The organism is Pseudoduganella sp. GW821-FHT05F09 (assembly GCF_059419605.1).
Genome location: NZ_JBWKSD010000001.1, coordinates 524,482 through 536,222, shown reverse-complemented (window position 1 = coordinate 536,222; position 11,741 = coordinate 524,482). Strand labels below are relative to the sequence as shown.

General features: G+C 56.1%; 16 protein-coding genes and 2 riboswitches. Of the genes, 3 read left to right on the top strand and 13 right to left on the bottom strand.

From position 1 onward, the window contains the following. Positions 1-77: 77 nt before the first annotated feature. From AC07S4_RS02265 to AC07S4_RS02205, 13 genes are all read right to left on the bottom strand, one after another. Positions 78-587, bottom strand: coding sequence for a hypothetical protein (locus AC07S4_RS02265; protein ID WP_494985041.1), 510 nt, complete (start codon positions 585-587; stop codon positions 78-80). A 130-nt stretch (positions 588-717) separates the two neighbouring features. Further along, complete coding sequence (locus tag AC07S4_RS02260; protein WP_494985598.1) at positions 718-1,119, bottom strand: energy transducer TonB; 402 nt, start codon at positions 1,117-1,119, stop codon at positions 718-720. A 109-nt stretch (positions 1,120-1,228) separates the two neighbouring features. After that, complete coding sequence (locus AC07S4_RS02255) at positions 1,229-1,633, bottom strand: energy transducer TonB (RefSeq protein ID WP_494985040.1); 405 nt, start codon at positions 1,631-1,633, stop codon at positions 1,229-1,231. 159 nt (positions 1,634-1,792) lie between these two features. Further along, positions 1,793-2,581 (bottom strand): nucleotidyltransferase domain-containing protein, encoded by a 789-nt coding sequence (locus AC07S4_RS02250; protein ID WP_494985039.1) that lies wholly within the window; start codon positions 2,579-2,581, stop codon positions 1,793-1,795. 196 nt (positions 2,582-2,777) lie between these two features. Further along, a complete protein-coding gene (locus tag AC07S4_RS02245) occupies positions 2,778-3,179 on the bottom strand; it encodes a hypothetical protein (protein WP_494985038.1) in 402 nt (133 codons plus the stop codon). A 157-nt stretch (positions 3,180-3,336) separates the two neighbouring features. Then, positions 3,337-3,726, bottom strand: a complete 390-nt coding sequence (locus AC07S4_RS02240) for a hypothetical protein (RefSeq protein ID WP_494985037.1) — start codon at positions 3,724-3,726, stop codon at positions 3,337-3,339. Positions 3,727-3,767: 41 nt separating this feature from the next. Next, positions 3,768-4,148, bottom strand: a complete 381-nt coding sequence (locus AC07S4_RS02235) for a hypothetical protein (RefSeq protein ID WP_494985036.1) — start codon at positions 4,146-4,148, stop codon at positions 3,768-3,770. Positions 4,149-4,186: 38 nt separating this feature from the next. Beyond that, the gene (locus AC07S4_RS02230) at positions 4,187-4,597 is read right to left on the bottom strand and encodes a hypothetical protein (protein WP_494985035.1); all 411 of its coding nucleotides are present in this window, start codon (positions 4,595-4,597) and stop codon (positions 4,187-4,189) included. 50 nt (positions 4,598-4,647) lie between these two features. Then, positions 4,648-5,211, bottom strand: coding sequence for a hypothetical protein (locus AC07S4_RS02225; RefSeq protein ID WP_494985034.1), 564 nt, complete (start codon positions 5,209-5,211; stop codon positions 4,648-4,650). A 56-nt stretch (positions 5,212-5,267) separates the two neighbouring features. After that, positions 5,268-5,471, bottom strand: a complete 204-nt coding sequence (locus AC07S4_RS02220) for a hypothetical protein (protein WP_494985033.1) — start codon at positions 5,469-5,471, stop codon at positions 5,268-5,270. A 229-nt stretch (positions 5,472-5,700) separates the two neighbouring features. Continuing rightward, complete coding sequence (locus AC07S4_RS02215) at positions 5,701-5,925, bottom strand: hypothetical protein (RefSeq protein ID WP_494985032.1); 225 nt, start codon at positions 5,923-5,925, stop codon at positions 5,701-5,703. 73 nt (positions 5,926-5,998) lie between these two features. Beyond that, positions 5,999-6,268: a hypothetical protein gene (locus tag AC07S4_RS02210; RefSeq protein WP_494985031.1), complete on the bottom strand. Its 270-nt coding sequence runs from the start codon at positions 6,266-6,268 to the stop codon at positions 5,999-6,001. Positions 6,269-6,380: 112 nt separating this feature from the next. Further along, entirely contained in the window at positions 6,381-6,818 is a 438-nt protein-coding gene (locus tag AC07S4_RS02205; protein WP_494985030.1) for a zf-TFIIB domain-containing protein, read from the bottom strand. A gap of 147 nt (positions 6,819-6,965) precedes the next feature. Beyond that, positions 6,966-7,052, top strand: a riboswitch (glycine riboswitch). A gap of 19 nt (positions 7,053-7,071) precedes the next feature. Then, a riboswitch (glycine riboswitch) is annotated at positions 7,072-7,177 on the top strand. A 55-nt stretch (positions 7,178-7,232) separates the two neighbouring features. Here AC07S4_RS02205 and gcvT point away from each other — a divergent pair. Genes gcvT through gcvP form a run of 3 tightly spaced genes read left to right on the top strand, consistent with a single transcriptional unit; the run spans position 7,233 to position 11,725 of the window. Further along, positions 7,233-8,354 carry a glycine cleavage system aminomethyltransferase GcvT gene (gene gcvT, locus AC07S4_RS02200; RefSeq protein ID WP_494985029.1) on the top strand — a complete coding sequence of 374 codons (1,122 nt, stop codon included), beginning with the start codon at positions 7,233-7,235 and terminating at the stop codon, positions 8,352-8,354. A gap of 36 nt (positions 8,355-8,390) precedes the next feature. Next, complete coding sequence (gene gcvH, locus AC07S4_RS02195; protein WP_494985028.1) at positions 8,391-8,774, top strand: glycine cleavage system protein GcvH; 384 nt, start codon at positions 8,391-8,393, stop codon at positions 8,772-8,774. A gap of 59 nt (positions 8,775-8,833) precedes the next feature. Then, positions 8,834-11,725, top strand: a complete 2,892-nt coding sequence (gcvP, locus tag AC07S4_RS02190) for an aminomethyl-transferring glycine dehydrogenase (RefSeq protein WP_494985027.1) — start codon at positions 8,834-8,836, stop codon at positions 11,723-11,725. Positions 11,726-11,741: the final 16 nt, after the last annotated feature.

Genomic DNA, 11,741 nt, shown 5'->3' with positions numbered 1-11,741 from the left:
TGTGGAAAACTTTAGCGGCCAGTGGGCTGCTTCTTGCCGGATGCCGTCTACACGGCAAGGGTAGCAGCAGAAAGCGGCTAGTGTGTGTCATAAGCCCAAGCCACCTGGCTCAGTTTTCCCCGTTTAAAGGTAAAAATTACCTCACCGTTCTGGTCACCGCCGGTCCCATAAATAAAAGACTCCTGCTGAATTTGTGTAGGTGTCCCCAGGATGGCGCGCACTTTCTTTTGCGATTGCCCTATCTTCAGTCCACATGGGAGATTGAACTTGATAGACGTTGTAGAAAGCCCAGATGGCATCGCAGTTCCATCTGGATAGCGATAAAAGCCCGCGCCAAAACTACTGAACTCTACATTGTAAAAATCCAATTCTGAGCCGTCACCAGATGGGTCTTCTGCGCGTGATATTGAGACCTTCTCCGGTTTTTCCGATATCGCGATATCCCAATATTTTTTTACATATTTAATTAGTGCCCGAGCCGTTGAGTGAGACCGTTCTTCTTCCGACTCCCCATCGTCACGGGGCGGCACCAAATAGCAGTTACTTGATTTTGCGTTGCCGGCAAGAGCTGTAGAAGGCGCTGCCATGAATATCGTTCCTAAGAAAGAAATGATTCCAACGACTTTTATTGATAAATGCATCTTCAGATTGACACCTTCTTGTTATTGCGAACGAGGTCCGCTAATGGCCGGCAACGGCCGACCTTATCTATCGAAGTTACATAATGTTTGCAGCTTTTTCAATCTTCCAGACCCATATGAAATTCATCCAAGACTCCACAGGCTTGCCATTTTCGGTCGCGGCATGGAATGCGCATCCTCGCAGGGCGGTATGAGCAGCATTGTCGAGGTCACGAAATCCGCTCGACCTTACAATCTTCGAATCGCGAAGGGTACCCTCTGCGTCCACCAAAAACGCCAGGGTGACAGTACCAGTTTCCTCGTTACGTATGGAAGCCTTGGGCCAAATTGGCTTGCAACCAGACGTGTCAATATATGCACGATAATCAACAGAGACAGGCCGCTTTTGGGTAGCCTCTTGTGCAGACGACTGAGCTGCCGTGCATAATCCAACTACCAACACAAAGGTTGCAGAGTGCACGTATTGGGTGAATCTCATCATTCTTAACTACCTTAATAGAATCCTTGGATGGACTGTTGGAGGCGTCCAAAGATGTCGCTTTCAACGTCCGTTTTTGGCCGGCAACGGCCGACCTTATCTATCGAAGTTACATAATGTTTGCAGCTTTTTCAATCTTCCAGACCCACATGAAATTCATCCAAGACTCCACAGGCTTGCCATTTTCGGTCGCGGCATGGAATGCGCATCCTCGCAGGGCGGTATGAGCAGCATTGTCGAGGTCACGAAATCCGCTCGACCTTACAATCTTCGAATCGCGAAGGGTACCCTCTGCGTCCACCAAAAACGCCAGGGTGACAGTACCAGTTTCCTCGTTACGTATGGAAGCCTTGGGCCAAATTGGCTTGCAACCAGACGTGTCAATATATGCACGATAATCAACAGAGACAGGCCGCTTTTGGGTAGCCTCTTGTGCAGACGACTGAGCTGCCGTGCATAATCCAACTACCAACACAAAGGTTGCAGAGTGCACGTATTGGGTGAATCTCATCATTCTTAACTACCTTAATAGAGTCCTTGGATGGACTGTTGGAGGCGTCCAAAGATGTCGCTTTCAACGTCCGTTTTTGGCCGACAACGGCGTTGTTTCGGTACCGGAGTGGGCAGCACAATGCAGAGTATCAATACTTTTACCATCCTGAGGTTACCTGGGTCACGCCCAGACTTGTGCTAGCGTGAGGTGAAACAAATGGTTTAGTTGTGGTAACACATCACTACGCTGTACATGTTCTGGCGCAATCACATCCAACCGAGTTAACTCTGCCTCGATGAAGGCATTGATCCGTGCGACTGGCTTATCAAGCCCCATTTCTGGAGCCGCACGCTTTTTCGCCAACAATGCATCGATATCTGCTAACAAAGCCGTTTCGCCTTCTATCAAGTGCAGCAGTTTGCCGAACTCGATAGGAGCAGCGGTACCATAGCGTTCAAGCCAGCGCACTGACAACAGCGGGCGAAGTACGTAAAAATACTTCTTCAGAGGTACCATATCTGCCTTCAGGTAGCCGCGATAATTGGTCTTGGCCATGCTGCGATAGTGATAAACGCCGCGTTCGCATGAATACACCTCTGGTAGCAATTTGCGCGCTTCTTCCGCGAAGCCGCTCTGCTCGGTGTAAATGATGGGCGACTGGATCCACTCTACAAATGCGGGATTTGACTTCCAGAATAGGCGCAATGCCTTCCTGAGGTCCCACCCGTTGATGTCGATGTCATCCACGATGGGATACTCTATCACATCGCGCTGCTCCTCTAGTCCCACCGATACATACCAGTTTTTAGGATGGATGTAGATAAAGCGTGCATCGTAATCGCTGTTAGGTGAGGCGAAACCCCAAGCACGGCTGCCAGATTCGACGGCCAACAAAACTCGTACACCGTGCTCCGCTTCGGCATCACGGATACGTCGAAGTATATCGGCTCTTACTTCAAAAGGAATCATTAATATTACTCTTAACTATTGCTTCAATTAGCATCTGGCACTTGGAAAACCAGAGCCAATGTCTGTTCTTGGCCGGACTCGACCGTCGCTACTCAGGATAACATCTTGCTTAGTCGAAAAATACACGCATTGTCACTGGCAGGCCGATGCCGCCCCGTAGTGGACCTTACAACACCTGCTGGGCGCCTCTCCCATCTCACTCGTTTGCCTCATCCGAAGTCGGGTAAGCGGCGATACTCAACTCAATTCCCAATGTGCCGAGAAGCAGTGCGTCATCGACGGAAAAGTATAAATGCGCCGTAAATTGCTTACTGTCTCCGACTGCGACGCCTATCGAAAGTTCGCCCTTGAGATTAAATGCTTGTAGAGATATACCTTTAGCGCGCCAGCCACGCAGAAAATCGCGAACTGCACAGATTAAATCACGTGGCGTCGCCACGTCTGCCAAATCGAATTCAATGCCTGAACTGTGATGAGTCTTTCCTGCTCGAATAGTGTCGCCGGCCTCCCACCTTGAGGTTTCGGTTAAACCTAACACTTGCGTTAAGCGGTCAAGTTCCTCATCAAGTCCATTGATATACAACATCGCAATGTTCATCTAATTCTGTCTTTCGAGCGAGGGGGAAATGAACGTCCGTTCCTGGCCGGACCCAGCCATTGGTGCTTAGAATATCATGTTGACAACAAGGAAAATTTACGAAATGTCACGCCCGGAATAACGCGCCCCATTGCGGACCTTCGACAGTCGACTTTATCTATCGTGTCTGGGACATTTGTGCCTCATATGATGCGTACGGGCCAATGAAAACGAAGTTGGTCCGTAATGATTCGATCACATTTGACTGAGTAGGAAACTCCGTAACAAAATCCGCCCAAGCCTCCATGACGAAGGCATCCCATTGGTACGGGTCAAGTTCGTGAATTTGGCCGTCAGCAATATCGATGAAGCTGAAGCCATGGCTTCTCACTGCCGCCACTGCCTTGAACGCTGCGGCTTCATGCCCATCTGCACCAACGAAAACTGGAACATACGCTCCAATCAAGTTAGCGGGCATTTCGGTGTTCGTGCCACGCCCGACATGCAATGTTATGCGATACAGCTTGTCGCCTTCTACGGCAGATCTTTGCTTGAAGAATTTAAACATTTGACAGTCGAGGTTAGTATTTGAACGACCGCTTCTGGCCGTTAGCCGCTATGCGGCAGATAGACTCCAGCAACGGGCGCGCTACAGCGTGGATTGATGTCGATTCCGGTTTCGATGAGTGTCAGTACATCTTGAACAGCAACCTCCAACTCATCTTGGTTGCAGAAATATTCAGCAATCTCGCCGAGGTGTCGATATGAGGAGCGATTAAATCCCTCTTCAATATCGTTCCAGATGACATTCTTTCCAACTAGAGCCACCACCCAAAACCCATCGCCTGCTTTTCCGAACGATTGTTCACTCCATTTCTGCGGAGTTATTTTGATTGCCTGCCACAGGCGAGAAAGCTGGGGCGACATCCTTGCCTCTGCCTTAATCACCAGGTCCCATAAGTCAACTTCTGAAATCGGCGCCCAATCCATTACTTCATTCCTTTTATGGCTGCGCCTGCTTCTGGCCGTTATGCGCCGCAACCACCAGCAACTAAGAAGTGCTTCTTCACGCCACCTCTCTGGACATCAATATAGCCTCGGAATGCAGCGGAGTCATCGCCTCGCGCTGTTTCGACGAGGTCCAGCTGCACGGTGACGCCGGCCGCTTTAAACGTCTCTCGCCAGCGCTTATTTTTCAGTTGCTTCTCCAGTTCTGCATCGCTTTTTTTACCTTGAAATGCGACCATCTTGCCATCAATTTTCATCCAGAACTTTTTATCCCAATCGCTGACCAATATAGTATCCCGCTGCGCGCCGAATTGGCAGTAACCACCAACAAGGTGAAGGGTGTCCGCCATGAAGCTGTCTACCGCCATCGTCTGAGCCGATGCAGACTGCGCGTAGAGAACAGCAACTACAAAGATTACGATTTTTCTCATATATAATCTCGAAACGAGGGTGTCCGGTCTTGGCCGCTACGAGCCATCAGCTAATTTACATGACATTGACCATCTGGATGTCTCTTTATTTCTTCAGCATCCTGCCAATCAATGATGCACGACCTGAGCACTTCATATCGCAAACCGTCGAACTTGAGTAATGCATCTGAATAATGTCCGGCTGTGGCACTAGGCATTCTGAGGTCCCGAAGTCCATTAGTCTTTGACTTCAACAGAGCTACGCCTTGGCCCCCACTGTCCAGCACAATTCGATAGTGAATCTTCTCATTTTTTAATACCCATATTTTTGCGGTCGCTGCTCCCCAAGCACATCCATCGGCTGTCTTCGCAATCCAGTCCAATTTCCGGCCGCTCCCCTCTAAGTCCACTGTGCTGCCGACGAACATACCCTGCGCACAGTCTTTGTAGTCTGTTTTACTGACATGCGCGCGCAAAGCCTTCGCTACGGCCGGTGGTACTGGCCGCAACTTGTCGTCCTCAATGCCGAAACCGTCTTCAGCATGAACCGGATGAAGTGCAGCACACACAACAAGCGACGCCGCAACAAGCGGGAGATACAGATAACTAGCCATTAAATCCATATCCAGTTTCAATCAATTTGGTGTGCAATAGTCGTCCGGTTCTGGCCGTCAACTGCCGAAATTACGATTCATTTTTCGCTAGCCAGGAGCGCTTCATAACGGCGCTTCTGACCAAGATAGAACAGCACCGCTAACCAACCGAAACCAACTGCGGCTATGTACTTCGTATCACCGCCGTTATGAGCTGCCATCCAGAATTCCAAGCTCGACAAAAAAATCCATGGTGCAGGCATAATGTACATTGCATTTTTCTTAAAGAAACTAATTTTCACTTTTCACTCAACTTTTTTGGCTAATCTGTTGGCGCACGCGACCCGACGGGCCGCTTCTGGAGGTTCCGGCCGTTGGCGCCCGGGATAGTCTGTTGGCTAATGGAAAACTCACGAGTTGTGAAAGCTCCCCTCTCCGGACCTTTGTAAAATCTCGCAAAGCGCACGCTGAGGACCCTCGAATGTGAGTCCAACCAAATCAATAGAAATAGATTTCATTTAGATTTCTTGACTAAATGAAAATCAATGCCAATCCGTTGAGAAGGAATACTGATAAGGCATGGTACTTACTGTAGTTGAAAATTTCCTGAGTCACCTCGGTTAGCTTTCCGTGACTGGAAAGGAAGAATAGTCCGTTTTCAATCCTGCCGCTCAATGCATCTCCGCCTAAGAATACGGTGCCGCCCAAGAAACAAATAAAGTTGATACCGGCAATATAACCAACTACTTTTCTCATTCACCTCACCCCGTCCGTTTATCGTCGCAACTCAATAGTTGTCAGCATGTGGCCGCCAGTTGCCGGCGACCAACTACTCATCCAACTTTAAGCACGCTCGCACACGTGCTCGAGCAACTTCAGACCAGCCTGGTTGATCGAGTTCAAGTTCAGGGAAAGTCCGAACAGCGGGAAAGATGATTTTTTCGCAAATTTCCCCCATTGCGTCGCCAGTCGCGCGTTTGAGTTCGGCCGCTCGCTCTTGAGCGATGCCAACAAGCGCCATCTCCAAGGCAGAATTCAATGCAGCCACTGCATCTATGCCACCGTCCCTCATGATTCGAGCAATTTCAATTGTTTGCATCTTCAGTTCCAAAAATAAGCTTGCATTCTCTACTTGGGCGACAGCTTTTGGCCGATTCAGCCTATTGTGGGCTACTTCCCCTAATCCACAGCGCGGCACAAGGCACGCACCCTTAGTCCGCGATATTTCCAACAACATCAAGAATGTCGGAGGCAAATTCCAGGATATCCCCTAGCCCATCAACGCTGCTGGAGGAAGAACTGCCGGACAAGCTCTTGCCTATGTTCGACAAATCCGCCTGCCTCGGTGGCTCGACCAGTTCCAGCAGGCGGGAAAACTGCCCGGCTTCGAGCCAGAGACCCAGGCACTGGCGGCAGGCACCCATGGCCACGCCTTTGTAATCGATTGGCTTCATCGCCTGGCCGTCCATAGGGCAAGGCCAGACGCCGGCGGAGTCGCGCTGCTTGTGAAGCTGCAGCGCCGTGTGCGCGCGCAGCTGCACAAGCAAGGTGCCGCTCAGCGACACACCCTGGCATTGCGGGCAGCGGTGAATCTGGTGGCCGCCAAAACTGGCAACCTTCAATTGTGCGTCGTCAACCGGGCAAAGCATGAGGCCCCTTTTGGCATGTGAATTCCCATGAGATTAACAGATTTGCCAGAGGGCAAAAGTCACCAATAATCACCGCCAGCACGCCGGAGCGGGCGCCCCCGCCTACCCCGCAAGATTGACATAAAGCCCCTTCTGGCATATATTCCTCAGTCTTGATCGGGAGAGGGCAAACTCGCGTTGCCGCCGAAGGGGCACTACCCAAAAACTCTCAGGCAAAAGGACCGGTCAAGGGCCAGCGGCGCACCGCGCAGCTGGGTCAAACTCTGGAGAGCGGCTGCGGCACCACGCCAGCAGCCCACCGAAGGGGCGTGCGGATTCCATTCCGCTATCTCTCAGGTACCAAGGACAGAGGGGTTCGTCGCATTGTGCTGTGCATTTTGCTTCTGTTAACTCCTATATCTATTGGACTGCCCCATGACGCTCAAAGCGACCCCACTCAATGCCGCACACCGCGCCCTCAATGCACGCATGGTCGATTTCGGCGGCTGGGACATGCCAGTTAACTACGGTTCGCAAATCGAAGAACACCACGCGGTGCGCACCGACGTCGGCATGTTCGACGTGGCCCACATGTGCGTGGTCGACATCAAGGGCGACAACACGCGCGCCTTCCTGCGCGGCCTGCTGGCCAACAACGTCGACAAGCTGCAAGTATCCGGCAAGGCGCTCTACTCCTGCATGCTGAACCCGCAAGGCTTCGTGATCGACGACCTGATCGTCTACTTCATCAACGAGAGCTGGTTCCGCCTGGTGGTCAACGCCGGCACCGCCGAGAAAGACGTGGCGTGGATGCAGGCGCAGAACGCAGCCACCGGCTCGGGCGTGACCATCACCCAGCGCCGGGACGGCGACAACGCCATGGCCCTGATCGCCGTGCAGGGCCCGAACGCCCGCGCCAAGGTGTGGGAAGTGATCGCCGGTTCGCAGGACGCCACCGCCGACATGAAGCCGTTCAACGTGGCCTTCGTACCGAACACCATCTTCGGCGAGGCGATGATCGCCCGCACCGGCTACACCGGCGAAGACGGCTTTGAAATCGGCGTGGCGGCGGAACAGGCCGAGGCGCTGTGGAACGCGCTGAACGCGGCCGGCGTGAAGCCTGCCGGCCTGGGCGCGCGCGACACGCTGCGCCTGGAAGCGGGCATGAATCTGTACGGCCAGGACATGGACGAAACCGTCAACCCGCTGGACGCAGGCCTGGCATGGACCATCGACCTGGTGTCCGAGCGCGACTTCACCGGCAAGGCCGCGCTGCAGGCCATGGGCCAAAACGCCCAGTTCGTGGGCCTGATCCTGCGCGAAAAAGGCGGCGTGCTGCGCGCGCACCAGAAGGTGATCGTGGCAGGCTCCGAGCAGACCGGCGAGATCACCAGCGGCACCTTCAGCCCGACCATGCAGCAAGCCATTGCGCTGGCGCGCGTACCGAACGGCGTGGCCGTGGGCGACACCGTGCACGTGGAAATCCGCGACAAGAAGCTGGCCGCCACCGTGGTGAAGCTGCCCTTCGTGCGTAACGGTAAAATCCTGGTAGCTTGACCCCAACTTTACGAACATAACCAACTGGAGCCACACATGAGCAATATTCCTGCAGACCTGAAGTACACCGAGTCCCACGAGTGGGTACGCGCTGAAGCCGACGGCACCGTGACCGTCGGCATCACCGAGTTCGCGCAGGACGCACTGGGCGATATCGTGTTCGTCGAACTGCCGAAAGTCGGCACCACCTACGGCGCCGGCGACGACGCGGCCGTGGTGGAATCGGTGAAAGCCGCTTCCGACATCTACGCGCCGATCGCAGGCGAAGTGGTGGCCGTGAACGACGCCGTGGTGGACGCGCCTGAGTCGATCAACACCGACGCTTACGCTGCCTGGCTGTTCAAGATCAAGCCGGCCGACGCGGCAGCCATCAACGGCCTGCTCGACGCCGCCGCTTACGGCAAGACCACCGAAGCTTAATTCCGTATGCCCCCTGGGCCAGCATTTCGCTGGCCCTCTTTTTTGCCCGCCCCCATATCATGACCCGTACCAGCCTGACCCAACTCGAAGCGCGCGACGCTTTCATCGCCCGCCACATCGGCCCGGACGCCAACGAGCAGCAGCAAATGCTCGACGTGCTCGGCTACGCAACCCGTACCGCGCTGATCGACGCCATCGTGCCGCCGTCCATCCGCAACAAGAGCGCCCTGCCGCTCGGCCAGTTCTACGAGCCGATGCCGGAAACCACCGCGCTGGCCAAGCTGAAAGGCATCGCCTCGCAGAACAAGGTGCTCAAATCGCTGATCGGCCAGGGTTACTACAACACCCACACGCCCGGCGTCGTGCTGCGCAATATCTTCGAGAACCCGGCCTGGTACACCGCTTACACCCCCTATCAGCCTGAAATTTCGCAAGGCCGCCTGGAAGCCATCCTGAACTTCCAGCAAGTGGTCACCGACCTGACCGGCATGGGCATCGCCAACGCGTCCATGCTGGACGAAGGCACGGCCGCCGCCGAAGCCATGACGCTGATCCAGCGCGTGGGCAAGTCGAAATCGAACACCTTCTACGTCGCTTCCGACGTGCTGCCGCAAACCCTGGAAGTGGTGCAGACCCGCGCCCTGCCGCTGGGCATCACCGTGAAGACCTTCGACCCGGCCGAACTGGCCGGCGTAACGGACGCTTTCGGCGTGCTGCTGCAATACCCTGGCGTCAACGGCGTGGTGCGCGACTACCGCGCCGCCGTTGAAACCGTGAAAGCCGCCGGCGCCATGGTCGTGGTCGCGGCCGACCTGCTGGCCCTGACCATGCTCACGCCTCCGGGCGAATGGGGCGCGGACGTGGTGGTCGGCAACTCGCAGCGCTTCGGCGTACCGCTGGGCTTCGGCGGCCCGCACGCCGGCTACCTGTCCACCCGCGACGAATTCAAGCGCTCGATGCCGGGCCGCCTGGTCGGCGTCACCATCGACCAGCAAGGCAACCAGGCTTACCGCCTGGCGCTGCAAACCCGCGAACAGCACATCCGCCGCGAAAAAGCCACCTCCAACATCTGCACCGCGCAGGTGCTGCTGGCGGTGATCGCGTCGATGTACGCCGTCTACCACGGTCCTGCCGGCCTGCTGCAGATCGCCAACCGCGTGCACCGCTACACCGGCATCCTGGCCGCCAACCTGAAGACCCTGGGCTACAGTGTCAACGACAGCTTCTTCGACACCCTGACCGTCAAGACCGCCAACGCCGCCGCGCTGCACGCGGCCGCCCAGGCCAACGGCGTGAACCTGCGCCAGATCGACGCCAACCACGTCGGCATTTCGCTGGACGAGACCATCACCCGCGACGACATCGCCACCTTGTGGACCGTGTTCGCCACCGGCATTGCCAATGCGCCTGCCGCTCCGGACTTCGACGCGGTGGAAGCCGGCGTGAACAACAGCTTCCCTGAAGCGCTGGCCCGCAGCTCGGCCTATCTGACGCACCCTGTGTTCAACCGCTACCACTCCGAAACCGAAATGCTGCGCTACCTGCGCAGCCTGGCGGACAAGGACCTGGCGCTGGACCGCACCATGATCCCGCTCGGCTCCTGCACCATGAAGCTGAACGCCACCAGCGAAATGATCCCGGTCACCTGGCCCGAGTTCTCCAACATCCACCCGTTCGCGCCGAACGAGCAGACCGTGGGCTACCGTGAAATGATCGCCCAGCTGGAAGAGATGCTGTGCGCCGTCACCGGCTACGCCGCCGTGTCGCTGCAGCCCAACGCCGGTTCGCAGGGCGAATACGCCGGCCTGCTGGTGATCCAGAAGTACCACCAGTCGCGCGGCGAAGGCCACCGCAACATCTGCCTGATCCCATCGTCGGCGCACGGCACCAACCCTGCTTCGGCCAATATGGTCGGCATGCAGGTGGTGGTCACCGCCTGCGACGAGCGCGGCAACGTGGACCTGGCTGACCTGAAAGCCAAGGCCGAGCTGCACTCGAAGAACCTGGCCTGCGTCATGGTCACCTACCCTTCGACCCACGGCGTGTTCGAAGACGGCATCCAGGAACTGTGCGACATCATCCACTCGCACGGCGGCCAGGTATATATAGACGGCGCCAATATGAATGCACTGGTGGGCGTTGCCGCGCCGGGCGCGTTCGGCGGCGACGTGTCGCACCTGAACCTGCACAAAACCTTCTGCATTCCGCACGGCGGCGGCGGTCCTGGCGTCGGCCCGATCGGCGTTGGCGCGCACCTGGCCAAGTTCCTGCCTAACCAGCGCTCGAACGGCTATGTGCGCAGCGAAGACGGCATCGGCTCGATCTCGGCCGCGCCGTTCGGCTCCGCATCGATCCTGCCGATCTCGTGGATGTACATCGCCATGATGGGCGGCGAAGGCCTGACCGCAGCGACCGAAACCGCGATCCTGAACGCGAACTACATCGCCCACCGCCTGGCGCCGCACTACCCTGTGCTGTACTCCGGCCATGACGGCCTGGTGGCGCACGAGTGCATCCTGGACCTGCGTCCGCTGACCGATGCCACCGGCATCAGCAACGAAGACGTGGCCAAGCGCCTGATGGACTTCGGCTTCCACGCGCCGACCATGAGCTTCCCGGTGCCGGGCACGCTGATGATCGAGCCGACCGAATCGGAAGCGAAGGCCGAACTGGACCGCTTCATCGATGCGATGATCGTGATCCGCGGCGAGATCGCCAAGGTGGAAAGCGGCGAGTTCGACAAGCTGAACAATCCGCTGAAGTTCGCGCCGCACACCGCTGAAGTGCTGACCTCGGACAACTGGGACCGCAAGTACAGCCGCGAAGTGGCAGCCTTCCCGGTGCCGGCGCTGCGCAAGCAGAAGTACTGGCCTTCCGTGGGCCGCGCCGACAACGTCTACGGCGACCGTAACCTGATGTGCGGCTGCGCACCGATCAGCGACTACGAGTAATAAAGACAACGCCCGG

Excerpts from the sequence above, each read along its gene's own strand:
- AC07S4_RS02265 (WP_494985041.1), bottom strand. The coding sequence starts at position 587 with ATGGCAGCGCCTTCTACAGCTCTTGCCGGCAACGCAAAATCAAGTAAC.
- AC07S4_RS02260 (WP_494985598.1), bottom strand. The coding sequence starts at position 1,119 with ATGAGATTCACCCAATACGTGCACTCTGCAACCTTTGTGTTGGTAGTT.
- AC07S4_RS02255 (WP_494985040.1), bottom strand. The coding sequence starts at position 1,633 with ATGATGAGATTCACCCAATACGTGCACTCTGCAACCTTTGTGTTGGTA.
- AC07S4_RS02250 (WP_494985039.1), bottom strand. The coding sequence starts at position 2,581 with ATGATTCCTTTTGAAGTAAGAGCCGATATACTTCGACGTATCCGTGAT.
- AC07S4_RS02245 (WP_494985038.1), bottom strand. The coding sequence starts at position 3,179 with ATGAACATTGCGATGTTGTATATCAATGGACTTGATGAGGAACTTGAC.
- AC07S4_RS02240 (WP_494985037.1), bottom strand. The coding sequence starts at position 3,726 with ATGTTTAAATTCTTCAAGCAAAGATCTGCCGTAGAAGGCGACAAGCTG.
- AC07S4_RS02235 (WP_494985036.1), bottom strand. The coding sequence starts at position 4,148 with ATGGATTGGGCGCCGATTTCAGAAGTTGACTTATGGGACCTGGTGATT.
- AC07S4_RS02230 (WP_494985035.1), bottom strand. The coding sequence starts at position 4,597 with ATGAGAAAAATCGTAATCTTTGTAGTTGCTGTTCTCTACGCGCAGTCT.
- AC07S4_RS02215 (WP_494985032.1), bottom strand. The coding sequence starts at position 5,925 with ATGAGAAAAGTAGTTGGTTATATTGCCGGTATCAACTTTATTTGTTTC.
- AC07S4_RS02210 (WP_494985031.1), bottom strand. The coding sequence starts at position 6,268 with ATGCAAACAATTGAAATTGCTCGAATCATGAGGGACGGTGGCATAGAT.
- AC07S4_RS02205 (WP_494985030.1), bottom strand. The coding sequence starts at position 6,818 with ATGCTTTGCCCGGTTGACGACGCACAATTGAAGGTTGCCAGTTTTGGC.
- gcvT (WP_494985029.1), top strand. The coding sequence starts at position 7,233 with ATGACGCTCAAAGCGACCCCACTCAATGCCGCACACCGCGCCCTCAAT.
- gcvH (WP_494985028.1), top strand. The coding sequence starts at position 8,391 with ATGAGCAATATTCCTGCAGACCTGAAGTACACCGAGTCCCACGAGTGG.
- gcvP (WP_494985027.1), top strand. The coding sequence starts at position 8,834 with ATGACCCGTACCAGCCTGACCCAACTCGAAGCGCGCGACGCTTTCATC.